This is a genomic window from Streptomyces sp. ISL-96, assembly GCF_018614035.1.
In the GTDB taxonomy this organism is placed as follows: domain Bacteria; phylum Actinomycetota; class Actinomycetes; order Streptomycetales; family Streptomycetaceae; genus Streptomyces.
Window position 1 is genome coordinate 25,239 of sequence record NZ_JAGGPA010000077.1, and the last position, 25,414, is coordinate 50,652.

The window sequence follows — 25,414 nt, forward strand, 5'->3', positions numbered from 1 at the left end:
ATGACGATCACTGCGGACACCCTTCCAGGAACCCAGGCCGTCCGTCGACGGCACGCCGACCAACCCCGGCCCGCCGGCTCGGGCGCCCGAACTGCCGCACTCAAGCGTGCCGCCCTCCTCGACGGGCTGCTCGGTGATCCGCACGACCCGCTCAACGAGCACGGCTTCGCCGCGTTTGTCGCCGCCGACAGAAACCGACGTCCACCGGCGGACACCGAACAACTGCTCGTCGAGGCAGGGCTGGGCACCGAGTTCGTCCCCGCCCGGTACGGCGGCGCGCTGACCCGCGCCGACCTGCTGTTGCGGGTGCTGCGTCCCGTGTTCCGGCGTGACGTGGCCCTCGGCTTCGGATGCGGCGTCACGTCATCGTTCGCCGCCTCCGCGGTATGGGCGGCCGGTACCGATACACAGCGGCGCTCCACCGCCGCACTGTTGCTGGGCGGAGGGCGGGCCACCGTCGTACACCCCGGACTTGCGCTGGCCGGCGGAGTGCTGCGCGACGAGTTCACCGTGCGTCGTTCGGCCGCCGGAAGCCTGATCCTCAGCGGCCGCAAGGACCTGATCATCGACGCCGAACGGGCGGATGCCTATGTCGTCCACGCCGCCACCGCCACCGCCACCGCCCCCGGGCCCCGCGACCACTCCGTGCTGCTCCTCGACCCCGCCCGGCTGCCCACCGACCGGATGCACCGGCTGCCCCGGACACCGTCCACGGGGATGCGCGCCGCTGTCTTCTCCGGACTGCGATTCACCGAATGCCCAGTGCCCGACGATGCGCTCGTGGGCCACCCCGGGGAAGGTGCGACCCTGGCCCTGCGCACGAACCAAGTCAACCGGTGCCTGGTCGCGGGGGCCGTGACAGCGGCCGTCGACCCGGTGCTGCGTTCCGCGGTGCGCGACGCTACCGACGGACGCGCCGCCCCACCGGCCCGCCGTTGGCACCGGCCACTCGCCGGCGTCTTCACCGACCTGCTCACCTGCGATGCCATGGCGACAGCGTGCCTGCGAGCAGCGAGCCTGCTGCCTGACCGGGCCCACGTCCCGACCGTGGCAGCCGCGTACGTGATACCGATCCTGCTTGAGGACGCTCTGGAGGAGCTGTCCGCCGTCCTCGGATCAGCTGGCCGACGGGGCGGCGATCTCCTCCACGGCATGCTCGCCAAGCTGGTGCGCGACCTGCCGGCCGCCGGTCTCGGGCGGGCCGGAGCCGCCGCCTGCCAGGCGGTGATCGTCCCCCAGCTACGCACTCTGGCGACCCGCGCATGGTTCTCGGAGGAGGAACCACCGCCCGGACTGTTCCGAGACCATGCCTGCCTGCCTCCGCTGAACCACCAGCTGCTGGCCTTCGCGGGAGGCGCGGATTTCCTGGCCGCATACCTGGCCGGCTCCGCCGAGCGGCTCGCACGTGCCCGGTCCGCCGGCGGCCGGATCGGCCTGCTCGGGCGGCTTGTCGAAGAATTCCTCAGCGAACTTCACGAGCTGCGCGAACAGTGCAGCGTTCTGCCCGAGCGGTTCAGCGCCGCCATGACCGGCCCGGCGGCGGGTGCGCTGAGCGATCGTTACGGGCTCGTCGTCACAGCGGCGGCCGTCCTGGGCACCTGGGAGGGGCAGGAAGGCGAACAGCCGTTCCTTGCCGACCCGGGCTGGGCCGTGCTCGCCCTGTCCCGGCTCGGCCGCCGCTTGGGCATCGCGGTGCCGGACGTGCCGGAGGACTGCGTTACCGACGTACTCGACGAACTGCTGCGGCGCCACCGGGCAGGGCGCGGCCTCGACCTCGACGGCATAGAGCTGGCGCTGTGACACACCAGGAAAACGCCCCCCGGATGACACAAGCGCGGCGCATCACGTCGCCCGTCCACGTGGGCGGACCGGCCGGCCCCTGGCGCGAAGTCCGCCAGGCCCTCGAAGAGCGCGGCAATGCGGTCGTGTTCACCACCTGGGGGGAGTGGCTGACCGCAGTCGTCACCGAACCCCGGCTGCGCCTCATGCTGGGCCGTGACTGGGAGCGCTACCGGCGCACCACCGATCCCCTGGTGCGCTACCGGTTCGCCGCCGCGCGGCTCGCCCTCAAGTACACGGCGGCGGCTGCACTGGACACCGAGGCCGCAGAACTGGATCTCGCCTACAAGATCGGCGGGCGTCCGCATCTGCGCGGCCTGCGTCAGATCGATGTGAGTCTCACGCACACAGGCGAACTCATCGCGGTAGGCATCAGTCGCACCGGTAGGATCGGCGTCGACACCGAACCACTGTCGCGCATCCTGTCCTTCGATGTGATGTGCGCCCGGGCCTGTACGCCCGGAGAACAGGCCGCACTGAAAGGCATTGACGGCTCCCATCAGACGGCCGCCATGCTGCGCCTGTGGACCCTGAAAGAGGCCTACACCAAGGCACTGGGACAGGGACTCCGCTTGCAGTTCACCGAGTTCGGCTTCCCCACCGACGTCGAAGGAGAGATACCGACGGGCCATGACAGGGGCCTGCTCGCGCCCGACGGCACCCCAGCCGCCGACGGTGCGTGGGCGTTCGGCACGTACCAGGCCCTGGACCGGTATCTGATCAGCGTGGCCTGCCACAACGCCAGCCCCGGCCCGGCACCCGGGACCGCCGACCGCGACATGTGCGACGAGAAAGCCATGAGTCTGGTGTCGCAGTTGCTGTCCGAGGAGCCCCGACCGCCGTAGGACCGCATCAGCCCCGCTCTCCGGCCGCTCCAGGATGTCTGGAGGCACGGGCACTCGCGCGGACACAGGGCTAACGTGCCCGATGCGCACGTCTGCAACAACGGGAGCACGACGAGGTACGTCCGGCTTACCTCGCGCACATCAACACAGAAGGGGGCGCCCATGGCCAGCAGCCGCTCCACACATGCGTCAATGACCGTCGTCGCTGCAGGCCCGGTCCTGGAACTCCACGGCACCCCCGACGTCGGCGCGCTGGAGACGGCCCTCGCCCGCGTCGTCGCACGCCATCGGGACCTGCACAGCTGGCACATCGACACCATCGGCGCCGGCCACCTCGACGACGACGGTGTGCTGCGGGTCCACATGGAGCGACACGGCCCCGAGCACCACACCCTGCGCCTCACCAGCCACCACGACGAGCGACCCGCGGAACAGGGCCTGCACGCAGGGCTCCTCGCCGATCTTCTGACCAGGCCGACCGGCCCTTCGCCACTCAGCCCCGGCCAGCACGACATCTTGCGTGCCGCACATGACGCGCTGGCCCGTGCGCACCACGGCGTTCTACTCCGGCTCCCACACCCCGTCGATGAGAACGTCCTGCGCCTCGCACTCCGCACCGTCGTCGCCGCCCACCCGATGCTGTCCACCCGCCTCACCGCGACGCCCGATGGCCCGATGCTGCTCACTGCCGAAAAGGATCGCGGAACCGGGGAGGACGACCCGCTGCGGACAGTGGCGTTCACGGACCACGCCGCGTTCGACCGGGCCGTAGCCGCGACCCGCCGCAGCCTCGACCCGCACACCGGGGTGCTGCGCGCCCTGCACGCCCGGTGCGACGATGACACACTCCCGGCCGGCGACCTGCTGTTCCTTGCCGTCCACGACCTCGCCGCCGACACTGTGTCCTGGCGCGTCCTGTTGGAGGACCTGGACACAGCGCTGGACTCGCTCACTGGCGGAACACCGCCCCAATTGGAGAGCGACGCAGGCCGGTTCGAGGAGTGGACCGAGCGGCTGCGCGCGATGACCATCAAGGATGACGAAGCCACCCATGCAGGCGGCGATGCCGGCGGACCGGCCGCCGCTGCTCCGCTGTCCGCGCCTCGGGCCGACGGCCCTGAGGTACGCCGTACCGAATTCGTACTGCCGGCGGAGAAGACCACGACGCTCACCGGAGTCCTCCCGGCCCGCTACGGGCTCGCCGCCGCCGAACTACTCGCAGGAGCGTTCGGCCAGGCCCTTGCCCGCTGGCGCGACACCCACGACGTGGCCTTCCACGTGCGCACCGACGGGCGCGCCGACCTGCCGGGATACGCTCGCGCTGTGGGCGGGTACACCTGCGTACGCCCGATACGCCTCGACAGTAATCGGCGCCTGGCGCCCGACCGCTATCTCGCCGCTGTCGTGCCCGCGCTCACCCCTGACGACGGCCCGTTCGGCGCCGTCTCCGCATGGCCATCCGCCACAGTCCCGGCGCGGCCCGGCGGGCTGCCCGCAGCGTCGGTCTGCTTCACCCACCACCCACCGGCGGAACTGCTTCCGTGTTCCACCCGCTTCACTCTTGTCGGCCCCGAACCCGTTCGGTTGCCCGAGCCAGCCGACGGCGCTTCCGTGTACGGGGTCGAGGTTCGCAGCCACGTCGAGCACGGCAGGCTTCACATCCGGGCTACGTGGTACCCCCACGACGGTGTTGACGAAACATCCGTCGATGCCCTGTGCGGCCACCTGCGCTCCGTGCTGGAGTGGTTGGCAGACGCAGGGACGGAGGAAACACCCGCACCCTCCGCCGGGCCGGCCCTCGCTGCCACCCCCGGCCAGCGGGAGATGCTTGCGCAGTCCCTCGCTCGCCCCGGTGCGGGGCACCACATTGAGCAACTCCACTGGACCTGGCACGGACCGCTGAACATTGAGCGGTTCACCGCTGCGTGGCAAGCCGTGTTCGACAGTGAAACACTGCTGCGCGCCGCCTTCCACCACCGTGACCGGTCCCGGATCGTGCTGCACGACCGGGCCACCCCCCAGGTCGTACGACTGGCGAACAGCGACGTCAGCTGGAACCGGCTGCTGGAAGACGACCGCCGCCGTGGCATCGACCTGTACCGGCCGGGAGCACTGCGGGTCACCCTGCTCGGGGGGCCTCCGGGCGACGGCGACGCGGAGGCGACGACGCGGGTCCTGCTTACCTACCATCACGCGCTCGTCGACAACTGGAGCATCTACGGACTACTGCGCAACTTCTACCGCGCTTACCTCCACTACGGTTACCTCGGCGGCGGCGAGCGCCGTCCCGACCTGCGCGACTACGCCCGCTGGCTCGCCGGACAGGATCTTTTCCCGGCCCGCGATTTCTGGAGACGTGCGGCGCCTGGGCCTGGTTCGGCAGTGCACCCGGCCCGCGCTGGGGCACCCACGCGGCTCACCGGTTTCGGACGCACATCGAGACGGCTGTCACAGACCGACGCCGAACGGCTCGTTCACTGGGCAGCGTCCCATGGCGCAACCGAGAGCACAGCGCTGCAGGCCGCCTGGGCGCTGCTGTTGCACCGCGCCACCGGCGCCACCGGTCCGACAACGGTGAGCTTCGGGATCTCCGTCAGCGGCCGCGGCATCCACCTGGAAGGCGTCGAGCGCTTGCCCGGGCCGCTGCGCAGCGTCCTGCCGATGACTGTCGACGTTGATCCGGCATCCACCGTGCCCCACCTACTGGCCGCATTGCGTGACAAAGCGTTCGACATGGCCGCGTACGAGTGGATCGCCGCAGAGCAGGTACGCCAATGGAATGATTGCGCGTCTATCGAAGAGCTCTTCGGTAGCGCACTCGTCTTCGATCTCCGCAAGCGCCCATCGGACGACTCCGGGGCAGAACTCGCCGCCCACGGCGTTCGCATCGGGTGGCCACAAAGTGTCAGCGCCACCAGCCCGTTGCCGATCACACTGGTCATTCGCTACGACCACCTCGGCAGCCTGGTGATGGAAGCGGTCCACGACCGCACCCGCCTTACTGACGCCGAGGCGTCGAAGATCCTCGCGCAGAGCAGGCAACTGCTCCAGGCGTTCGTCAATCGAGCCGACACGACCAGGCCCATCACCGAGGTGCTGCACACGCTGCTCGACGCCGACGTGCCGGAGATGGCGGCCGCACCGAGGCCCGACCACGGTGCGCTGACCGAGCTGCGCGAGGGCGAGGGGCCCAACGCCGGGACCGTGTGTCTTGTCCCACCGCCGGGTGCCACGCACGCCTGCTACAGCGCTCTTCTACCGAAGCACACAGGACCCGAACAGCTGCTAGCCGTGCGCTCCGCCACCGACGCGCCCGATCAGGTGGCTCACGCCTTGCGCACCGTACTCGCCCCAGACAGCCGCCTGGTACTGGCCGGCTGGTCGGGCAGTGGTCATCTCGCGCATGAGATCGCCCGGCGCGTCACCGGTGACGACCGGGCCTGTCCGCTCGTGGTGACACACGGCGCAGGGCCAGCAGATGCCGCCGGCCTGGCCCGCACCCTCACCCGACCGGTCAGGGGGCAGGACGAGGCGGCGCCCCGACCGGACCACGGCGGTCGTCACCCTACGGACCACGCACCAGATCTCGGAGGGAGTCGATGAGAATACTGCGAAGCAGATCGTGGCGCGCACAACGCTGCGACCGGTGCCCATCTGACGGCTGTCGACCACTCGATCGCTGAACTGCGCCATGTCATAGGCCAGTACACGGACGCCGGCGTGCGTGACGTACTCGCCCTGCGCGGCGATCCTCCAGGTGACCCGCGCGGCGTGTGGCGCCCCCACCCCCAGGGCGTCACTTACGCCTGCGAACTTGTCGAACTCGTACGGTCACTCGGCGACTTCAGTATCGGGGTGGCTGCCTTCCCTGAAATGCATCCGCGCTCAACGGACTGGGGACGCCGACATCCGCCACTTCGTCGCAAAGTGCCGCGCGGGCGCCGACTACGCGATCACCCAGATGTTCTTCCATGTCGAGGAGTACTTGCGGCTGCGCGACCGAGTTGTGGCGGCGGGCTGCGACACCCCGATCATCCCGGAGATCATGCCGGCGACGGACGTGCGCCAGATCCGCCGCTTCGTCGAACTCAGCGGCGCTGCCTTCCCCGACGACCTGGCGCGTCACCTGGAGGCGGCACGCAACAATGCCGAGGGCGCCCCCAGCCTACACTACATCACCCTCAACCGCTCCACCGCCACTCTGGACATTCACCGCCGCATCCAAGCCTCCTTGACAGCGGGTACCGTGGCGCCGAGCCGCAACCCCGGCCCCCGCATGAGCGTTCCTCGAGCCGTACCTGCTGCACTCCCAGCGTGAATCCCGGCCGCATCCGAGCCGACAGCTGGAGGGCTAGCCATGAAAACCGACCACACCTGCATGAGGTTGGGGGCGCTCCTGTCCGCTCCCGCACTCGGCTACCACCCCGCCGCCTGGCGCCACCCGGACGTCCGGCCCGAACACAGTCTCAGCTTCGACCATTACCGTGATCTTGCGCATGCCGCCGAGCGGGGCAGATTCGACATGGTCCTCCTCACGGAGGCGGTGGGGGAGCCCGCCCACGACGGGAAGACGGACGAACTCCGCCGCCAGAGTCACATGGCGTATCTGGAACCGCTGACACTCCTTTCCGCGCTGGCCGTGCACACCCGGCACATCGGTCTCGCGGCCACCGTGACGACCACCTGCCACGAGCCGTTTCCGGTCGCCCGGACGCTCGCCTCGCTCGACTTCATCAGCGGCGGCCGCTGCGGCTGGCACATCACCGTCCCCGTCACCGACGCCGAGGCCCGGAACTTCGGCATGGAACAGCGCCCCGGAGAGGCCATGGGTTACCACCGGGCGCATGAGTTCCTGGCGGTCACCACTCGGCTATGGGACGGCTGGGAGGACGACGCCTTCGTCTACGACCAGGCCGCCGGCCGCTACTTCGACCCCGACAAACTCCACGTACCCGACCATCGGGGCGAGCACTTCCAGGTGCGCGGCCCGCTCAACATCGCCCGCCCCCCACAAGGCCGCCCCGTCCTTGTGCACTCGGCAGGAACCTCTTCCGACGGGGACGACCTCGCCGCGGGGTGGGCTGACGTAGTCCTGACCGGGCGCCGAACTCTGAAGCAAGCGCAGGGCGCCTACCGCGCCCTGCGCGAGCTGATCACGGGCTGCGGACGCAACCCGGACGAGGTGAGGATCATGTCGACCGTGTCCCTGGTCACCGGCCGCACACAGTCCGAGGCCGAGGACGCCTACGGGGCACTCGAGAACCTCCTCGACCCCGATATCCGCCGCGAAACGCCGGCCGGCGGCCGCGGCCCCTTGTTCCTTATCGGCACTCCCCGGAGCATCGCCGACGAACTGGAGGAGTGGTTCACGCAGGGGGCCGCCGACGGGTTTATGTTCATGCCCAGTCATCTGCCGCACGGACTCACCGACATTGTCGACCTCGTCGTCCCCGAGCTGCAACGACGTGGCCTGGTCCGCACCCGCTACGAAGGGCCGACCCTGCGCGACCATCTCGGCCTGCCTCGCCCCGAGCCGGCACGCCCAAGCGGCCCCCGGTCCGCTCTTGAGCGCATCTCCAAGGGGTCTTGAGCCCCTCGTGTGACCGTGGGCCGTCCGACATCGCGTATCGGAAGTCGAGGAGGACCATCCATGCCCGCACAGACGACCAGGTCCTCGGTAACGGAGGGGCACGTGGATTCCTGGCCCAAAATGGCCGCTTTCCTGCGGTGGGTCGGTCAGTCGCTGGTCGCGGCCGGCGCCATCTGGGTTTACGTTCCCCCGCCCCAGGATCCGGCCGAGGAGTGGATGCTGTCCCAGCCCCCGCCGGGCCACCCCGAGCAGCTTCGCTCCGACCTCCCGCTCACCGCGGAAGAACGGGACCTGGCGCGTCGGCTGTCGAACCCGAAGGAGACCGCGTGATCACCGACACCGCAGCCTCGACACCTGACCGATTGGCCGAACTCGCCCAGCTCAAGGAACAGGCGGCCAACGGCCCCGACGAGCAGGCGACGGCCCGGCAGCACGCGAAGGGAAAACTCACCGCCCGCGAGCGCATCGACCTCCTGCTGGACGAAGGGTCGTTCCATGAGATCGAGGCCCTGCGCAGGCATCGTGCAACCGGCTTCGGACTGGAGAGCAAACGCCCCTACACCGACGGTGTGATCACCGGATGGGGCACCGTCCATGGGCGTACCGTCTTCGTCTACGCCCATGACTTCCGGATCTTCGGTGGTGCACTCGGCGAAGCGCACGCCACCAAGATTCACAAAATCATGGACATGGCCCTCGCTGCTGGTGCGCCACTGGTGTCCCTCAACGACGGCGCCGGCGCCCGTATCCAGGAGGGCGTCACCGCACTCGCTGGCTACGGCGGCATCTTCCAGCGAAACACCCGCGCCTCCGGCGTGATCCCGCAGATCTCCGTGATGCTCGGCCCGTGTGCGGGCGGCGCCGCCTACTCGCCCGCCCTCACCGACTTCGTGTTCATGGTTCGCGAGACCTCGCAGATGTTCATCACCGGACCGGACGTCGTCAGGGCCGTCACCGGTGAGGAGATCACCCAGAACGGGCTCGGCGGAGCCGACATCCATGCGGCCGTGTCTGGCGTCGCGGCCTTCGCCTACGACGAAGAGGCCGCATGCCTGGAGGACGTACGGTTCCTGCTCTCCCTGCTGCCTTCCAACAACCGTGAAACGGCCCTCCGTCAGCCCTCGGACGACCCGGCCGACCGGCTCAACGAGGCGCTGCACGACATTGTCCCGGGCAACGCCAACCAGGCGTACGACGTACGCGCGGTCATCGAGGAGATCGTCGACGACGGCGAGTACTTCGAAATCCAGCCGGACTGGGCGACCAACGTCGTGTGCGCCCTGACCCGCCTCGACGGCCATGTCACGGGCATCGTAGCCAACCAGCCCGCAGCCTTCGCCGGCGTGCTGGACATCCATGCCAGCGAGAAGGCCGCTCGTTTCGTGCAGTTCTGCGACGCCTTCTCCATCCCTCTGGTAACCCTGGTCGACGTCCCGGGTTTCCTGCCGGGTGTGGGCCAGGAGCACGGCGGCATCATCCGGCACGGTGCCAAGTTGCTGTACGCGTACTGCAACGCGACCGTCCCGCGGGTACAGCTGATCATGCGCAAGGCGTACGGCGGCGCGTACATCGTCATGGATTCACGTTCCATTGGCGCGGATCTCTCGCTGGCGTGGCCGACCAACGAGATCGCGGTCATGGGCGCCGAGGGGGCAGCCAACGTGATCTTCCGCCGGCAGATCGCCGCAGCCGACGACCCGGACGCCGTACGGGCCCAAAAGATCAAAGAGTACCAGACCGAGCTGATGCACCCTTACTACGCCGCCGAGCGCGGGTTGGTGGACGACGTCATCGACCCCGCCGAGACCCGCTCCGTACTCATCGGCGCGCTCGCCATGCTGCGGTCCAAGTACGCGGACATCCCCTCACGCAAGCACGGCAACCCGCCGGTATGACGGGCCGGGAGGCACAGACCATGACCACCTGGCAGATCACCAGAGGCACCCCCTCCGCGGAGGAGACCGCCGCCCTCACCGCGGTTCTCACGGCCGTCCTGACCCAGCGGGCCACCGCCGTTCAGGCGTCGGCCACAGAGACGAAGACGGGCGAAGCCGGCTGGCACCGGCCGCACCGCAACCCGCACCCGTCCGCCGGCATGTGGCGCGGCAGGTGACTTCGAGACTCGGCTGCAGGGCCGTTCAAGTGCCGCTCCAGCCAGAGGCGGAACCGTACCCGATGGCACACCCACGCAAACTGAGACCCACGTCAGGAGAATCACCATGACCGACGCGAGGCTTGTCGGAACCTGGACCACGGAGCTGGAGGACGACGGCAAGTCCGTGTTCGGACTGGCGTCCTTCACGGGCGGCGGCGGCGTCACCTGCTACCAGGTCAACGCCAAGAACATCGGCCTGGGCAACTGGGAGTCCACCGGAAAGGACTCCTTCCACTACAACTTCCACATCCTCGCAGTGAATCCGGAGGGCGAGCACGTCGGCGAGGCCCACGTCTTCGTCACCGGCGAGTTCGTCTCCGACGACCGCTGGGAGGGCACCGGCGGCGCCAACTTCTACTCACCCTCCGGTGACCTCCTGCGCGGCCACGAAGGCTCCAAGGTCACTGCCCGCAAGTTCGGCATCGACAAGTAGACCTCAGCCGACAGGCCCTGTACCCCGGACCGGGAACCAATCCGAGGAGAGACTCCCATGCTGCGCGATGAACTCAAGGGCGAACTCGTTCTCCCCTCCGATCCGGGGTACCAGCTCGCCAAGCAACTGCAGAACACCGAGTACGACTCGGTGACGCCGTACGCCATCGCCTACTGCGAGTCAGCCGAGGACGTCCTCGCCTGCGTGCGCCACACGCAGCAGACCGGTATCCCGGCACACATCCGCGGCGCTGGCCACAGCTTCAACGGTTGGTCCACCGGTACCGGCCTGGTCATGGACCTGTCCAGGATGAACCATGCCACCGTTGACGGCCCCACAGTCCGCATCGGGGCCGGCATCCAGTCGCTCGACGCCCTGGACACTCTCCAACCCCACGGCCGCCAGATCATCACCGGCACCTTCCCCACCGTCAGCCAGGGTGGCTTCCTGACCGGCGGCGGTCTGGGCTGGCAGACCCGCAAGTTCGGCGTCGCCAGTGACCGGGTCGTCTCCGCCCAGGTCGTCCTCGCCGACGGCCGGACTGTCCACGCATCAGCGGACGAGCACCCGGACCTGTACTGGGCACTGCGTGGTGGCGGCGGCGGGAACTTCGGCGTCGTCACCGAGTTCGAACTTCGCCCCATCGACGCCCCGCAGTTGACCGGCTTCGAGACTCTGTGGTCCTACGAGAAAGCCGCCGACGTGCTGGCTTCCTGGCAGTCCTGGGCCGTCGAGGGCTCTGACGACCTCGGCACCTCCCTGGTCGTGCTGCCAGGTATGTTCGGACCCGGCGGCAAGCCGGTCGTCAAGATCTGGGGTGTGCATCACGGCGCACCCGAAGAGCTCGAACGCGCCCTCGACGAGCTCACCGAGCGCACGGGTACCAAGCCCGTGCACCGCGAGGTCTCGGCGCCCGGGGCGTACGCCGACGTCATGCACGAGGCGCTGTGCGGCTCCAAGACTGTCCAGCAGTGCCACCGAACCGGCACGCACCCGGACGCGATCGGCCACCGGCACCCTTACACCCGGCAGGCATACCGCCTCACCGGGAAGGCGGTCACACGAGCCCAGGCCGACGCTCTGCTGCATGCGTGGAACCCTGACCTTGACACCGAGCGCTACTTGCTGTGCATCGCGCTTGGTGGCGCCGCCAACCGCATCGGGCGCACCGAGACCGCCTATGTGCACCGCGACGCCCAGTTCCTGACGGGCTTCCAGATCGCCACCCGCGACGAGGCGTCGGCGGCGCAGGGCCCGGCCGAGCTCGACGCGTGGGCCAACCGGTGCGGCGAGGCCCTCGCCCCGCTGGCCACCGGCTCGTACATCAACTTCCCCAGTTCGCGGGTGCAGGCGAAGTGGGAGAGCGACCACTACGCGGAGAACGCCACCCGACTGCGCGAGATCAAGCAGGCCTACGACCCCGACGGCTTCTTCCGGCACGGCCAGAGCATCGACTCCGGCCAGGACCGCGTTCACCAGACGACGAAGGCAGGATGATGAAGACGGATCTGACGGACAAGGTGGTGCTCGTCACCGGCGCTTCCCGCGGCATAGGCCGGGCCACATCCCTCGCCTACGCGGCGGAGGGTGCCCGGGTCGCGATCACCTACCACTCCGACGAGGCGGGTGCGAAGGAGACGGCCGACCTGGTCGCCGCCGCCGGCGGTACCCCCTACGTGGTCCGCTACGACCTCGGCGACCAGGACTCCATACGCGCCGCCGTCGCCGCGGTCGGCGCCGAGTGGGGCGGCATCGACGTTCTCGTCGCCAGCGCGGTCGAGTGGGGCGCCGCGATCCCGCGTCCCGGCTTGCACATGCCCGCCTTTGAGGAAGTCCCGGCCGACCAGTGGCAGCGCGTCCTGCGCACTTCCGTGGACGCCGTCTTCCACACCATCCAGGCTGTCCTGCCCCTCATGCGCGACCGCGACTGGGGCCGGATCGTGCTCATCGGCGCCGGCCTTGCGGACACCGGCATGATCGGCGCGGGTGCGTACGGAGCCTCCAAATCCGCGCTGTACGGCCTGGTCCGCAGCCTCGCCTGGGAGCTGGGCCCCGCCGGAATCCTGGTGAACATGGTCGTCCCCGGCCAGACCCTCACTGAGAACGTCCTCACGCACGCCTCGCCCGCTTTCCTGGAGAACAAGGCCAAGTCGCTGCCCTCCGGCCGGATGAACACTCCCGAGGACGTCGCGCGCACCATCGTCTTCCTCGGCTCCGCTGCCAACGGGAACGTCCATGGTGAGGCCCTGCGCGTCACCGGCGGCCTGTGAACCTCGCCCCCATCCCTCCCCAGCCGGAGCGCCGCACGGCTCACCGGCCGCACACCCAGGAGAACCCATGACCGACACACTCGACGCGCCGAAGACGCTGGCGGACGGGGCCGAGGGCGCTCCCGCCTATCCGATCCAGCGCAAGTGCCCGTACCAGATGCCGCCCGGGTACGAGCAGCTCCGTGAGGAGGGCCCCATCTCCAGGGTCACCCTCTGGAACGGGCGGGTCGCCTGGCTGGTGACCGGCAACGAGCTCGGCCGCAAGCTGTTCCCGGACGCCCGGCTCTCTTCCGACGTCCTCGACCCCAAGTTCCCATTGCTCGCGCCCCGCATTGAAGCCCAGCGACAGCAGGCCGCAGCGCCCCCGCTGGTCGGCGTCGACGATCCGGTACATGCACGCCAGCGCCGCATGGTGCTGCCCAGCTTCGGCGTCCGTCAGGTCAACGTGCTCCGGCCGGTGATTCAGAAGTACGCCGACGAGCTGCTCGACAAGATGCTGGCCAAGGGCGCGGGCACCACGGTCGACCTGCTCACCGAGTACGCGTTGCCGATGCCGTCCGCCGTCATCTGCCAGTTGCTGGGCGTCCCTTACGAGGACCACCACTACTTCGACGAGCGCTCCCGGCACGTGCTGTCCTCCTCCGGACCGGAGCAGGCCGCACAGGCCCAGCAGGCGTTCACCGAGATCCTCGCCTACCTGGACGACCTGATCACCCGTAAGCAGGCCGAGCCCGGTGACACCCTCCTGGACGAACTGATCACCCGCCAGCTGGAGGACGGTAAGGTCGACCGCCACGAGCTGGCGATGATCGCCACCGTCCTGCTCGTCTCGGGACACGAGACCACCTCTAACATGATCGCCCTGTCCACGATGGCGCTGCTGGCCCACCCCGAGCAGCTGGAGGCGTTGCGCACCGACGAGTCCCTGGTGCCCCAGGCGGTGGACGAGCTGATGCGTTTCGCCTCCATCGGCGACATGCTGATGCGCGTGGCCAAGGAGGACATCGAGATCGCCGGACACCTCATCAAGACCGGCGACGGGGTGATCCTTTCGACGATGCTGATGAACCGTGACCCGGAGTCCTTCGAGCACGCCGACGACCTGAACATCTTCCGTCCCTCCGGCCGACACGTCGCCTTCGGCTACGGCATCCACCAGTGCATCGGCCAGAACCTGGCCCGGGCCGAGATGGAGATCGCGCTCGCCACCCTCTTCCGGCGCGTGCCGACGCTGCGGCTTGCGATCCCCGCGGATGAGGTGCCGGTCAACGCACCGTTCGTACTGCAGGGAGTGTCCGAGCTCCCTGTCACCTGGTAGGCACCATGCACATCTCAATCGACACCGACCGGTGCATCGGCTCCGCCCAGTGCGCGATTGCCGTGCCTTCTGTGTTCGAGCAGGACGACGACGGCCTTTCCACTGTCATCCCAGGCCGTGAGGACGGCGGCGGCGAGCCGATGGTGCGCGAGGCCGTAAGGGCCTGCCCGGTGCGGGCCATCACGCTTGAGGAGACGGAAGAGGCGTGACCTCGCCGGGCGGTCTTGACGGCTCGGCGGGGTTCGGCGGCTCGGGGCACGGACGGTGCGGCGTCCGTGCTCCGAGCCATTCTTGACGGAACCTCAAGTGTCCCCGGCAACGATGGGGTCATGGACATTCGCAGCCTCGATGGTGACGACCCCGCGACGATCGACCTCCTCCTGCCCGGCTTCCAGGAGACGATGAGCCTTGAACTTCCCGGCGACCCGCCGGTCTCCGAGGCCCTGCTGGCCCGGCTGCTGCAGCGCCGACACGGCGCCGACCGGATCGTCCTGGCCGCCTTCGACCGCGACCGGCCCGCCGGCTGCACCAAGCTCGGGCTCGACCTCGGCGATCCGGTCGGACCCGGACACGGCTCACTGTGGGTCTTCCCCTCCTCCCGCCGCCTCGGCGCGGGCACCGCCTTGGTCGACGCCGCCCGCGCGGAACTACGCAGCCGTGGCCGCAGCCGCCTGATGGTCGACGCCCCCCACACCCCGGCCGCCGAGGCTTTCGCTGCCGTCTGCGGCGCCGAACTGCGAGGCACCAATCTGCGTAACCGCCTCTTCCTGCGCGGCCCGGCCCGCAACGGACTCGAAGAGCTCGCTGCCCGTGCGGTGCCCGACCACCGCCTCGTGCACTGGATCGACCGCTGCCCGGACGAGCTCGTCGATGCGTACGCCCGTGCGTGGGGCACGCTGGACGCGCCCGTCAACGGCCAGGCCGAGGTACGTACCCCCACCGCCGACGACGTGCGGGCGCGCGAGGCCGAGGCCGAGCGGGCGGGACACCGGCAGTACGTGACCGCCGCCATCGATGCTGGCACGGGCCAGGTCGCCGGGTACGCCACCCTCTTCGTCCGCGACAGCCCGATGGCCGACGCCGGGGAGACCCTCGTGCTTGCCGACCGCCGACGCCGCGGTCTGGGCACCTGGCTCAAGGCCCAATTGCTGGCCCGGGCCGCGCGCGAGAACGAGCACCTGGCCCTGGTGCAGGCCTGGAACGACGTGCGCAACGACGCCGTGGTCGCCCTCAACCGCCGCCTCGGATTCGCCCCGGACAGCTCCTGGTCGACGTATTCCGTCAAGGCCTGATAAGCCCCCCAGCGGAGCTCAAGCTCAGGTCCACCGGCCGCTGCCACGATCCGCACAGACCGGTAACCGCGAGAGGGGTCCTTTGTGAGTAACAGCGACACACGCGTATTGATCGTCGGTGGCAGCCTCGTCGGCCTGTCCACCGCCGTATTTCTCGCCCATCACAACGTGCCCTGCACCTTGGTCGAGCGCCACCCCAGCACCTCCATCCATCCCCGAGCGGTCGGCTATTACCCGCGTACCGCCGAAATGCTGCGCACGGTCGGTGTCGAGGAGGCCGCCAAGAAGGCCGCGTCCGGGTTCGAGAAGCACAAGACCCGCGCCGGTGTGGTCTCGCTGGCCGGCGAGATCCTCTTCAGCAAAGAGGAACTGGAGGGCGGCGATGAGCTCGCGGACCTGACCCCCTCCAAACTGCTGCTGTTGCCGCAGGACAGGCTGGAGCCGATCCTGCGCGCCCGGGCCGAGAAGCTCGGAGCCGATCTGCGGTTCAGCACCGAGCTGGTCTCCTTCACACAGGGCGACGACGGGGTCACCGCCGTTGTCAAGGACGGCGAGGGCACCGAGAGCACCCTGCACGCCGACTACCTGGTGGCCGCCGACGGACCGCGCAGCACGGTACGGGAGTCCCTCGGCGTCAAGCGCCAAGGTCGGGGCGTGTTGTCGCAGCATGTCAGCATCGCCTTCGGCGCCGACTTCGGGGCGGTCCTCGGGGACCGCCGGTACAGCGTCGTCCACGTCAAGAACGACACGGTCACCGGCATCCTCGTGCACGATGACACTCTCACCGAGGGCACCCTCATCGTCGGCTACGACCCGCACAAGGGCGAGACCCTCGACGATTTCACCGACGCCCGCTGCGCCGAGCTGGTCTCTGCCGCGATCGGCTCGGACGCGGTCGAGGTGACGATCCGCTCGCGCTTCCCATGGGACATGGCCGAGCTCGTTACCGACAACTTCGTCCAGGGACGGGTGCTGGTCGCGGGCGACGCCGCCCACCAGATCCCGCCCACCGGCGGGTACGGGGCGAACACCGGTATCGCAGACGCCTTCAACCTGGCCTGGAAGCTGGCCCTGGTGGTCAAGGGAGTCGCGGGCAGCGCCCTGCTCGACACCTACCAGGAGGAACGCTGGCCGATCGGTACGTACACCGCGCAGCAGGGTTCCCTCCAGCTGGCCGCGCGCTCGGGCACTGCGACCGAGGAGCAGCAGGCCGCAACGGCCGATGCGATGACCGTGACCATGGGCCAGGTTTACCGCTCGGGTGCCTTCATCCCCGAGGCCGGCGAGCGGCTTCCGCTGGCCTCGGACCCGCGCACCCTGCGCGGCGAGCCGGGCACCCGCGCCCCCTACGTGGCGCTGGAGCGGGCCGGTACCCCGGTGGCAACGCTGGACCTGTTCGGCTCCGGGTTCGTCCTGCTGGCCGGGGAGGACGGCGCCTCCTGGGACCGGGCGGCCTCGGCGGCCGGCTCCGCGCTCGGTGTGGCCGTCGACTTCCACAGCATCGCAACGACAGCGCGGAGCGGGGGCCTGACCGACCCGGTGGGTGCGTGGGCCGACGCCTACGGCGTGGGCGCCACGGGTGCCGTCCTGGTTCGCCCGGACGGGATCGTCGCCTGGCGCGCCGCGGACGCCGTTTCTTCTGAGGAGCAGGGAGCGGCGCTCGAGGCGGCGTTGCGCCGGATTCTGGCCCGGTAAGTGATGAGCGGTCAGCCGTCGGCGGACGTGCCGCGCACCTGAGCCACCGAGTCGACGTACTTGATCAGCAGGCGGGCGAACTGCAGGCGTTCGTCATCGGGCCAGTCCTGGGTGATGAACTCGAAGGCCGCCCGCTGGTGGCGGCGAAAGGCCGCCAGCATCGTCAGTCCCTCGTCCGTCATGCGAAGGATCGTCCGCCGTCCATCCTGCTGGGAGGCGGCGCGAATCAGGTATCCGGCTGAGATGCAGTCGGTGACCATGCGGCTGGCCACGGAGGGGTCCACGGCCAGCCGCTCGCCGACGACTCCGACGGTGATCTCCTGGCCGTCGTGCTCCGCTCCCTCTTCCACGATGTTGAGCACCAGCGTCCGCGTCATGTCCTTTCGGGAGACCGGGCTCTCCACGTTCAGCGCAGAGGCACGCCGAAGCCGCGAGAAGGCCGGACCCACTGCATCGAGAGGGTCGGCGGCGGCCAGTGGGCCGCGCGTGGACGGAAGCTGCGCGGTCTTCTGCCTGGTGGTCGAAGTCTCCATAGCAAACATCCTAGGCGTGACGATTGAGTTCTGCGAGCATGTGTATGCTATCAATCGATTGCATGTAAGCAAGCATATATTTTCCCTCGCTTCACTGGAAGGACACGCAAATGCCGGACACACAGGACTTCGACTTCGACGTGGTCATCGTCGGCGGCGGCCCAGTGGGCTTGCTGCTCGCGAGCGAACTCCGAATCTCCCGCGCCAAGGCTGTCGTGCTGGAGCGTCTCACCGAGCGGACGCCCCACTCCAAGGCCTTCGGCCTGCACGCCCGTTCGCTGGAGTCGCTCGACCGCCGGGGCCTGGCCGAGCGCTTCATCGACGGCGCCCGTAGCTGGAACAACGGCCACTTCGCCGGCCTCGACGTCTGGGTCGATTTCTCGCTCCTCGACAGCGCCCACAACTACGCACTGCTCTCCGAGCAGACCCGGACCGAGCGCCTGCTGGAGGAGCGAGCCGAGGAGTTCGGCTGCCAGATCCGCCGCGGCCACGAAGTGACTGCCGTCCGTCAGGACGAGGGCGGCGCAGAGGTTGACGTAACCGGCCCCGACGGTTCGTACACGCTGCGCGCCCAGTACGTCGTCGGGGCCGACGGCGGCCGCAGCATGGTCCGGAAGTCCGCGGGCATCGGCTTCCCCGGCACCGGCGGCCGTGTCACCGCCCGCCTGGCCGATGTCGTCCTCGCCGACCGTGAGAACGCGCCGATGGGCATGGAGCGCACCGAGCGCGGCCTGATCTTCTGCGTCCCCCTCGACGAGAAGTACCACCGCGTAGCCACCTTCGACTTCGAGAAGGGCAAGGAGGCGGGCTCCGAGCTGACGCTCCAGGAGTTCACCGAAAGCCTGCGCGAGATCTGGGGTGATGACCTCGGCGCGAGCGAGCCGCGCTGGCTGTCCTGGTTCACCGACTCTGCCTGTCAGGCCGAGCGCTACCGCGAGGGGCGCATCCTCTTGGCCGGCGACGCCGCCCACACTCACTTCCCCGTCGGCGGCCAGGGCGTCAACCTCGGCCTGCAGGACGCCCTCAACCTCGGCTGGAAGCTCGCCGCCACGATCAACGGCTGGGGTTCCGAAGGCCTGCTCGACACGTACGACAAGGAGCGCCAGGAGCCGGCCCGCAGCGTGCTGGCCAACACCCGCGCCCAGATCGCGCTGATGAACCCCGACCCCTACGTCACTCAGCTGCGTGAGCTCTTCCAGGACCTGATGAAGAAGGACGAGGCCAACCGCCACATCGCCGAGATGCTCAGTGGCGTCCGGGTCCGTTATGACCTCGAAGGCCCCGAGCACCGGCTGCTCGGCGACTTCGCCCGTGACCTGACGCTGAAGAGCGAAGAGGGCGCCGAGACCCTCCCGAAGTTCCTGCGCCGGGGCAACTTCGTCCTCCTCGACCTTGCCGGTCGGCCGGAGGTGGCCGAGGAGTACGAGAAGTGGGCGGCGCCGCTGAACTGGGCCGGCCGCGTACGACACGTCGTCGCGGAGTGCGAGGAGGAGCCGGAGCTGGCTGGTGTGCTCGTGCGCCCCGACGGCTACATCGCCTGGGCCGCCGACAGGAGCGCCTCGGCGTCCGAGATCGCCGAAGGTCTGCGCACCGCCCTAGAGACCTGGGCGGGGGTCACCGACCCCACCCGAGCGGTCTTTAAGTAAATGGCAAAGAAATCGCGCACTTCCTCAGTCCATGTGGACTGGCAGTCAAATGCATGTCAACATGCATATGTATTCCCGGAAAGGGCCGCAGCACCGCGCGACGGCTCGACGGAACCCCCGTTTGGAGAAGACATGCGAATCATCCGCCACTACGAGCACGGCGCGCCATCTGTGTTGCGCCTCGAAGAGGTGGAGAAGCCGCAGCCCGGTCCGGGTCAGGTCCTGATCCGCGCCGAGGCCATCGGCGTCACCTTCGCCGAGGTCCAGCGCCGTCAGGGCATCCCGATCGGCGGCCACGCCGGCCTCCCCGGCGCCCCTGGCGGCGACGTCGCCGGCACAATCGAAGCCGTCGGCGAGGGCGTCAGCGACTTCGCCGTCGGCGACCGCGTCGTCGGCGACATCGACCACAGTGCCTACGCCGACTACGTCGTCGCCGGCACCGACTGGCTCATCAAAATCCCGAATGACCTGGACGCCGCTGCGGCCACCCTGCTGCCCAGCCCGGCCCAGACCGCTTACCACGCGATCAAGGAGGCCGGCCGCCTCCAGCCCGGCCAGACGATCGTGATCGACGCTGCCTCCGGCGGCGTCGGCCACCTCGCCGTCCAGATTGCCAAGGCCCTTGGCGCTGGCAAGGTCATTGCCACCGCCAGCACCCAGGCCAAGCTGGACTTCGCACGCGAGCTGGGTGCCGACGTCACCGTCAACTACACCGACGAGGACTGGGTCGACCAGGTTCTCGCTGCCACCGACGGCCGCGGCGCCGACGTGGTCCTCGAGACTGTCGGCGGCGACGTCCTGCTGAAGTCCCTCAACATCACCGCCCAGTTCGGCACGCTCGTTTTCTACGGCTCGGCCTCTGGCGACATCCCGCCGATCCCCACCCTGGCCCTGGCCCGTATGAAGAATGTCGCGGGCTTCAGCCTCTACGCGATGCTCTACAACAAGCAGGACGCCGTGGCCGAAGGCCAGCGCCACCTGCTCGAACTCATCAGCTCCGGCCGGATCAAGCCGGTCGTGCACGAGCGCATCCCGCTCGAGGATGCCGTCAAGGCACACGAGCTGATGGAAGCGCGCGCTCAGCTCGGCAAGATCGTCCTCGTTCCCTGAGGCGCAACGAGCAGGCGGCTGGCCCGTCCGCCCCCGAGACGGGCTAGCCGCCCACCACTCCAAAAGATCCGGACCTTCCCCTAAGCCCTTTTCGGGCCCGAGAGCCAGGTGACGCCGACCGCGTTCAGCGGCCGGTGCGACGGGGAGCACACAACGATTCGAAAGGCGGCACCACCTTGTCCGCTCCCACCGCTCAGGCGCACGGAGGGCTGCACCCCTCCGGCACCAGGACCACCCCAGTCATGGTCGCCTGCATGCTCTCCGCCTTCTTGGCCATCCTCGACATGCAGATCGTCGCCACTGCCCTGCCCCGCATCGCGGGCGACCTCGGCGGCATCGACCTCTTCGCGTGGGTGACCACCGCGTACGTCATCGCCAGCAGCGTGACCACGCCCATCTATGGAAAACTCGGCGACCTCTTCGGCCGCAAGGTCATCTACCTGTCCGCGATGGCCCTGTTTCTCCTCGGCTCCGCCCTCGCGGGCGCGGCCGGCTCCATGGAGCAGCTCATCGTGTTCCGCATCGTGCAAGGTCTGGGCGCCGGAGGCCTCTTCGTCTCCGTCCTCGCCATCATCGGTGAGCTCTTCACCCCGCGCGAAGGCTCCAAGTACTACGGCATGTTCGGCATGGTCTTCGCCGGGGCCTCCCTTGCCGGCCCCGCCGTCGGCGGCGTGCTCACCGACCTCCTCAGCTGGCACTGGGTCTTCCTGATCAACCTGCCCGTCGGCGCCGCCATCGTCGTACTGCTCGTCAAGTACCTGCACCTACCGCGCAAAACCCGCGCGTCCAAGCTCGACTATGCCGGCATCGTCACCCTCTCCGGCGCCATCATCGCCCTGACCCTCCTCACGGCATGGGGCGGCGTTGAGTACTCCTGGACCTCCCCCCAGATCATCGGCCTCGGCCTCGGCACGCTGCTGCTCGTCACACTGTTCGTCAAGGCTGAGTCAGTCGCTGCCGAGCCGATCGTGCCGCTGCGCCTGTTCAAGGACTCCACCTTCACGATCTCGCTGCTCGGCACCATAGTCAGCGGCATCGTCTTCGTCGGCGCCGTCAACTTCCTGGCCCTGTACGTGCAGGTCGTCACCGGTGCCAGCCCCACCACCTCCGGCTTCGTCCTGCTCCCGATGATGCTCGGCCTGGTGCTCTCCTCCATGGGCTCCAGCAAGATCATCGGAAAGACCGGCAAGTACAAGATCTTCCCCATATTGAGCATGGCCCTCGGCATCGTCGGCGCACTCCTCCTGTCCACCATGGACGCCGACACCCCGCGCGCCCTGGCCGTCCTCTACATGGTGGTCTTCGGCTTCGCCTCCGGCCTCTCCGCCCAGGTCTTCACACAGGCCGCGCAGAACACCGCCCCCGCCCAGGACATGGGGGCCGTCTCCGCCACCGTGACCTTCGGACGCTCCTTCGGCACCTCGATCGGCATCTCGCTCTTCGCCGCGATCTTCTACAGCCGTCTCACCGACGAGATCGCCTCCCGCGTCCCGGCCGGAGCCCTCGACGGCATCGACCACAACTCCCTTTCCTCGGACACGGTTCTTGACTCGCTCGCCGCACCGGTGCGCAGCGCCATCGAGCAGTCCTACGCCGCCTCCGTCACCCCGGTGTTCCTCGCCGCGGTGCCGGTCCTCGCGGTCGGCCTCGTCCTCACGCTTTTCATGAAGAACCTCACGCTCCGCTCCCGCCACCACGGTGGCGACGACGGCCCGCAGGGTGGCTCCGCCACCAAGAACCCAGCTCCGACCTCGGCCGACGGCCCCCCCGAAGCAGCCTGATCACATCACCCCCCCGCATGTGATTCAGGCCCAGTGCCGCCCTCCCCGCGAATCGCGGGGAGGGCGGCATTTCGGTTCTACGCAGGAAGCACGCACCACCACTGCAGGCCGCTTCGAGCGGGACTCCACGGGAACCGGTCATTGTCGCATCAGGACCGCAGCGGTCCCCCACGGCTTGCTAGGAGGCTCGCGTGACAACGACCGATGACCGTACGACGGCCGCGACGGTCGACCCCGGTCCGCTGATCAAGCTGACCATCGCGGACTGCGCGGCCAAGGTGCTGCACAGCGGGGTGACCCTCGGCGTGTTCGGTGCCCTCGCCGAGGGACCGGCCGGTGCGGACCATGTCGTCGCCACGACCGGGCTGCACCGGCGCATGGCCGCCGACTTCCTGGACGCGCTGGCGGGCCTCGGCCTGCTCGAGCGCTCCGGGGACCAGTACAGCAACACGCCGCTCGCCCAGGCATACCTCGTACCCGGCACCGCCACGTACCTCGGCGGCTTCGTCGAACTGACCAACGAGACCCTGTACAGCACATGGGGCCGGCTCACCGAAGCCCTGACCACCGGCACCCCGCAGCACCTCGACCCCGACAAGGGCGGCTTCGTCGGGGACAAGCACAACGACCCGGAGAAGATGAAACGCTTTTTCGCCGGACTCGACGCCTACAGCGACCGGATGGGCACCGAGCTTGCCGGCCGCATCGACTGGAGCCGCCACTCCTCCTTCGTCGACCTCGGCGGCGCGCGCGGCAACCTCGCGTCCGTCCTGGTGAAGGAGCACCCGCACCTGAAGGCCGGCGTGTTCGACCTGGAGCGGACCCGTCCGCTGTTCACCGAACACACCACCCGCCTGGGCCTTGCCGACCGCATCGAGTTCACCGGCGGAGACTTCTTCACGGACAGCATCCCGAAGGCCGACGTCATCGTGCTCGGGCACATCCTGCACGGCTTCGACACCGACCGGCGCCAGGAACTGCTGCGCCGCGTTTACGCGTCCGTCAATCCCGGCGGCCAAATCCTCGTCTACGACCGGATGATCGACGACGAGCGCCGCAACACCGAGCGCCTGCTGTCCAGCCTCCACATGCGCCTGGTCAGCCCCGACGGCTCCGAATACCGCATCGAGGACGTCCATACCTGGCTGAGCGAAGCCGGATTCACCGGCAGCACCGCGGAGCCGCTGCTCGGCACGCACACGCTGGTCACCGCGACCCGATGACCGCCCAGAAGGAGCCGTCCGCCCCGACCACCCAAGGAATCACCATGAGCCAGGAGAAGGCGCCCGTTCTCATCGTCGGAGGCGGCCTCGCAGGCCTGTCCGCCGCCGTGTTCCTCGCCCACCACGGCGTGAAGGCCACGCTGGTGGAGCGCCACCCCGCCACCTCCACCCACCCCAAAGCCCGTGCCATTAACCCGCGCACGATGGAGCTCTACCGCGCGATCGGCATGGAGGAGCGCGTGACGGCCGGACGTTCGCCGATCTCAGGCAACACCGACCTGGTGCACGTCGAGACCCTCGCCGGCGACGAGCGGGTCCGGATGCCCAACGCCTCCATCGATGACATCAGCCGGATCAGCCCCGCCCAGTGGACCCTGATTGACCAGAACCAGCTCGAGCCCATCTTGCGCAAGCGGGCCGAGGAGGTCGGCGTCGACCTGCGCTTTCACACCCGCCTCGACACCGCCACCGAGGATACGGACGGCGTGACCGCCACCCTGACACACCTCGGCACCGGCGAGACCTCCGAGCTGCGCGCCGAGTACGTCGTCGCCGCCGACGGCAGCCGCAGCCCCCTGCGCGAACTGCTCGGCGTCGGCACCCACGGCCGCGGCACCCTGACCAACCTCGTCAGCTTCTTCTTCGATGCCAACCTCGAGGAGGCGCTACGCGGTCGCAAGATCATCGCCGCCTACGTCAACAATCCCGAGGTGCGCGGCACGATCATCCCGATCGACAACGACCGCAAGTGGGTCATCAACGTCTCCTTCTTCCCGGAGAAGGGGCAAAGTACCAGGGACTTCACACCAGAGCGCTGTGTCGAGCTGGTCCGCGCCGCTGTCGGCGTCCCCGACCTCCCACTGACGATCGAGTCGGTCAACATGCCCGCGTGGGACATCTCGGCCCGCGTCGCCGACACCTTCACCACCGGCCGCTTCCTCATCGCCGGCGACGCGGCGCACGTGATGCCGCCCACCGGTGCCTTCGGAGCCAGCACCGGTATCCAAGACGCCTACAACCTGGCCTGGAAGCTGGCCCTGGTGCTGAGCGGCAAGGCCGGGCAGGAGCTGCTGGCCACATACGACTCCGAGCGCCGTCCGGTCGCCGACGAGACGGTGCGCCAAGCCATGCTGCGCTTCGCCGTACGCGAGGGCAAGCAGTACCAGGAGGTCGCCAAGGACCTGGTCGACGAGACCACGATGACCTTCGGCTACGCCTACCCGGAAGGCGCGTTCGTCGGTGAAGACCCGAATCTGTGGACCGTCACCGAGGACCCGGACAAACCCAGCGGCCGCCCCGGCTCGCGCGCCCCGCACGTCGTCGTCGCCGGTGAGCACGGCCCGTTCTCCACCGTCGACCTGTTCCCCGTCGGCTTCACACTGCTCACCGCCGGCCCCGCCGCCCCGTGGGCCGCAGCCTCAGCGGTCGGCCGTGATCTCGGCCTGCTCCTGAACGTCCGCGGCATCGGTGAGGGCGGCGAGTACGCCGACACCGAGGACACCTTCAAACAGCGGTACGGCATCTCCGACGGCGGCGCTGTCCTCGTCCGCCCCGACGGCTTCGTCGCCTGGCGCTCCAACGGCGGCCCTGACGGGGACGTCGCGCAGATCGTGTCCGACCTGCTGCGCCGGATCCTCTTCCTGGACTGACGGCACCGACGGTAAACGGCTCGGCGCGCCTCCCG

The 25,414-nt window shown here is 69.0% G+C and carries 20 protein-coding genes and 1 pseudogene; 20 read left to right on the forward strand and 1 reads right to left on the reverse strand.

The window, feature by feature from the left end; translation table 11 throughout:
* The 15 genes and pseudogenes from J7E96_RS34115 to J7E96_RS34185 all read left to right on the forward strand — a co-directional run bounded on the left by J7E96_RS34115 (window position 1) and on the right by J7E96_RS34185 (window position 17,437).
* Window positions 1-1,800 (forward strand): acyl-CoA dehydrogenase, encoded by a 1,800-nt coding sequence (locus J7E96_RS34115; RefSeq protein WP_215137322.1) that lies wholly within the window; start codon window positions 1-3, stop codon window positions 1,798-1,800.
* A gap of 23 nt (window positions 1,801-1,823) precedes the next feature.
* Entirely contained in the window at window positions 1,824-2,684 is an 861-nt protein-coding gene (locus J7E96_RS34120) for a 4'-phosphopantetheinyl transferase superfamily protein (protein WP_215137324.1), read from the forward strand.
* 192 nt (window positions 2,685-2,876) lie between these two features.
* The gene (locus J7E96_RS34125; protein ID WP_215137326.1) at window positions 2,877-6,287 is read left to right on the forward strand and encodes a condensation domain-containing protein; all 3,411 of its coding nucleotides are present in this window, start codon (window positions 2,877-2,879) and stop codon (window positions 6,285-6,287) included.
* A 10-nt stretch (window positions 6,288-6,297) separates the two neighbouring features.
* A pseudogene (locus J7E96_RS34130) lies at window positions 6,298-7,002 on the forward strand (methylenetetrahydrofolate reductase); the annotation flags it as partial.
* Between the two features lie 39 nt (window positions 7,003-7,041).
* Complete coding sequence (locus J7E96_RS34135; protein ID WP_251070835.1) at window positions 7,042-8,274, forward strand: NtaA/DmoA family FMN-dependent monooxygenase; 1,233 nt, start codon at window positions 7,042-7,044, stop codon at window positions 8,272-8,274.
* Between the two features lie 60 nt (window positions 8,275-8,334).
* Window positions 8,335-8,604 carry a DUF6059 family protein gene (locus J7E96_RS34140; RefSeq protein WP_215137328.1) on the forward strand — a complete coding sequence of 90 codons (270 nt, stop codon included), beginning with the start codon at window positions 8,335-8,337 and terminating at the stop codon, window positions 8,602-8,604.
* The gene (locus tag J7E96_RS34145; protein WP_215137330.1) at window positions 8,601-10,169 is read left to right on the forward strand and encodes an acyl-CoA carboxylase subunit beta; all 1,569 of its coding nucleotides are present in this window, start codon (window positions 8,601-8,603) and stop codon (window positions 10,167-10,169) included. The genes J7E96_RS34140 and J7E96_RS34145 overlap by 4 nt, the downstream gene beginning before the upstream one ends.
* Window positions 10,170-10,189: 20 nt before the next feature.
* Window positions 10,190-10,387, forward strand: coding sequence for an acyl-CoA carboxylase subunit epsilon (locus tag J7E96_RS34150; RefSeq protein WP_215137332.1), 198 nt, complete (start codon window positions 10,190-10,192; stop codon window positions 10,385-10,387).
* A 106-nt stretch (window positions 10,388-10,493) separates the two neighbouring features.
* Window positions 10,494-10,862 carry a hypothetical protein gene (locus J7E96_RS34155; RefSeq protein WP_215137334.1) on the forward strand — a complete coding sequence of 123 codons (369 nt, stop codon included), beginning with the start codon at window positions 10,494-10,496 and terminating at the stop codon, window positions 10,860-10,862.
* A 57-nt stretch (window positions 10,863-10,919) separates the two neighbouring features.
* Window positions 10,920-12,359: an FAD-binding oxidoreductase gene (locus J7E96_RS34160; protein ID WP_215137336.1), complete on the forward strand. Its 1,440-nt coding sequence runs from the start codon at window positions 10,920-10,922 to the stop codon at window positions 12,357-12,359.
* Complete coding sequence (locus J7E96_RS34165; protein ID WP_215137338.1) at window positions 12,356-13,132, forward strand: SDR family NAD(P)-dependent oxidoreductase; 777 nt, start codon at window positions 12,356-12,358, stop codon at window positions 13,130-13,132. Before J7E96_RS34160 ends, J7E96_RS34165 begins: the two co-directional genes overlap by 4 nt.
* Window positions 13,133-13,199: 67 nt before the next feature.
* The gene (locus tag J7E96_RS34170; protein WP_215137340.1) at window positions 13,200-14,450 is read left to right on the forward strand and encodes a cytochrome P450; all 1,251 of its coding nucleotides are present in this window, start codon (window positions 13,200-13,202) and stop codon (window positions 14,448-14,450) included.
* Window positions 14,451-14,455: 5 nt separating this feature from the next.
* Window positions 14,456-14,659 carry a ferredoxin gene (locus J7E96_RS34175; RefSeq protein WP_215137342.1) on the forward strand — a complete coding sequence of 68 codons (204 nt, stop codon included), beginning with the start codon at window positions 14,456-14,458 and terminating at the stop codon, window positions 14,657-14,659.
* Window positions 14,660-14,779: 120 nt separating this feature from the next.
* Entirely contained in the window at window positions 14,780-15,742 is a 963-nt protein-coding gene (locus tag J7E96_RS34180) for a GNAT family N-acetyltransferase (RefSeq protein WP_215137344.1), read from the forward strand.
* Window positions 15,743-15,826: 84 nt separating this feature from the next.
* Window positions 15,827-17,437: an FAD-dependent oxidoreductase gene (locus tag J7E96_RS34185; RefSeq protein ID WP_215137346.1), complete on the forward strand. Its 1,611-nt coding sequence runs from the start codon at window positions 15,827-15,829 to the stop codon at window positions 17,435-17,437.
* A gap of 11 nt (window positions 17,438-17,448) precedes the next feature.
* Here the strand turns inward: J7E96_RS34185 and J7E96_RS34190 are convergent, their stop codons facing one another.
* On the reverse strand, window positions 17,449-17,970 hold the full coding sequence (locus J7E96_RS34190; RefSeq protein ID WP_215137348.1) for a MarR family winged helix-turn-helix transcriptional regulator: 522 nt from the start codon (window positions 17,968-17,970) through the stop codon (window positions 17,449-17,451).
* 110 nt (window positions 17,971-18,080) lie between these two features.
* On the opposite strand from J7E96_RS34190, the gene J7E96_RS34195 reads away from it, so the two are divergent.
* The 5 genes from J7E96_RS34195 (at window position 18,081) to J7E96_RS34215 (ending at window position 25,379) form a co-directional block, all read left to right on the forward strand.
* Window positions 18,081-19,616 (forward strand): FAD-dependent monooxygenase, encoded by a 1,536-nt coding sequence (locus J7E96_RS34195; RefSeq protein ID WP_215137350.1) that lies wholly within the window; start codon window positions 18,081-18,083, stop codon window positions 19,614-19,616.
* 132 nt (window positions 19,617-19,748) lie between these two features.
* Window positions 19,749-20,726: a zinc-binding dehydrogenase gene (locus J7E96_RS34200; protein ID WP_215137352.1), complete on the forward strand. Its 978-nt coding sequence runs from the start codon at window positions 19,749-19,751 to the stop codon at window positions 20,724-20,726.
* 176 nt (window positions 20,727-20,902) lie between these two features.
* On the forward strand, window positions 20,903-22,507 hold the full coding sequence (locus J7E96_RS34205) for an MDR family MFS transporter (protein ID WP_251070836.1): 1,605 nt from the start codon (window positions 20,903-20,905) through the stop codon (window positions 22,505-22,507).
* A gap of 191 nt (window positions 22,508-22,698) precedes the next feature.
* Window positions 22,699-23,730, forward strand: a complete 1,032-nt coding sequence (locus J7E96_RS34210) for a methyltransferase (protein ID WP_215137354.1) — start codon at window positions 22,699-22,701, stop codon at window positions 23,728-23,730.
* Between the two features lie 44 nt (window positions 23,731-23,774).
* Complete coding sequence (locus tag J7E96_RS34215) at window positions 23,775-25,379, forward strand: FAD-dependent oxidoreductase (protein ID WP_215137357.1); 1,605 nt, start codon at window positions 23,775-23,777, stop codon at window positions 25,377-25,379.
* Window positions 25,380-25,414: the final 35 nt, after the last annotated feature.

Bases quoted from the DNA above. Each gene is read 5' to 3' on its own strand.
- J7E96_RS34120 (WP_215137324.1), top strand. From the start codon at position 1,824: ATGACACAAGCGCGGCGCATCACGTCGCCCGTCCACGTGGGCGGACCG.
- J7E96_RS34140 (WP_215137328.1), top strand. From the start codon at position 8,335: ATGCCCGCACAGACGACCAGGTCCTCGGTAACGGAGGGGCACGTGGAT.
- J7E96_RS34115 (WP_215137322.1), top strand. From the start codon at position 1: ATGACGATCACTGCGGACACCCTTCCAGGAACCCAGGCCGTCCGTCGA.
- J7E96_RS34190 (WP_215137348.1), bottom strand. From the start codon at position 17,970: ATGGAGACTTCGACCACCAGGCAGAAGACCGCGCAGCTTCCGTCCACG.
- J7E96_RS34135 (WP_251070835.1), top strand. From the start codon at position 7,042: ATGAAAACCGACCACACCTGCATGAGGTTGGGGGCGCTCCTGTCCGCT.
- J7E96_RS34165 (WP_215137338.1), top strand. From the start codon at position 12,356: ATGATGAAGACGGATCTGACGGACAAGGTGGTGCTCGTCACCGGCGCT.
- J7E96_RS34150 (WP_215137332.1), top strand. From the start codon at position 10,190: ATGACCACCTGGCAGATCACCAGAGGCACCCCCTCCGCGGAGGAGACC.
- J7E96_RS34180 (WP_215137344.1), top strand. From the start codon at position 14,780: ATGGACATTCGCAGCCTCGATGGTGACGACCCCGCGACGATCGACCTC.
- J7E96_RS34170 (WP_215137340.1), top strand. From the start codon at position 13,200: ATGACCGACACACTCGACGCGCCGAAGACGCTGGCGGACGGGGCCGAG.
- J7E96_RS34125 (WP_215137326.1), top strand. From the start codon at position 2,877: ATGACCGTCGTCGCTGCAGGCCCGGTCCTGGAACTCCACGGCACCCCC.
- J7E96_RS34200 (WP_215137352.1), top strand. From the start codon at position 19,749: ATGCGAATCATCCGCCACTACGAGCACGGCGCGCCATCTGTGTTGCGC.
- J7E96_RS34155 (WP_215137334.1), top strand. From the start codon at position 10,494: ATGACCGACGCGAGGCTTGTCGGAACCTGGACCACGGAGCTGGAGGAC.
- J7E96_RS34160 (WP_215137336.1), top strand. From the start codon at position 10,920: ATGCTGCGCGATGAACTCAAGGGCGAACTCGTTCTCCCCTCCGATCCG.
- J7E96_RS34175 (WP_215137342.1), top strand. From the start codon at position 14,456: ATGCACATCTCAATCGACACCGACCGGTGCATCGGCTCCGCCCAGTGC.
- J7E96_RS34215 (WP_215137357.1), top strand. From the start codon at position 23,775: ATGAGCCAGGAGAAGGCGCCCGTTCTCATCGTCGGAGGCGGCCTCGCA.
- J7E96_RS34195 (WP_215137350.1), top strand. From the start codon at position 18,081: ATGCCGGACACACAGGACTTCGACTTCGACGTGGTCATCGTCGGCGGC.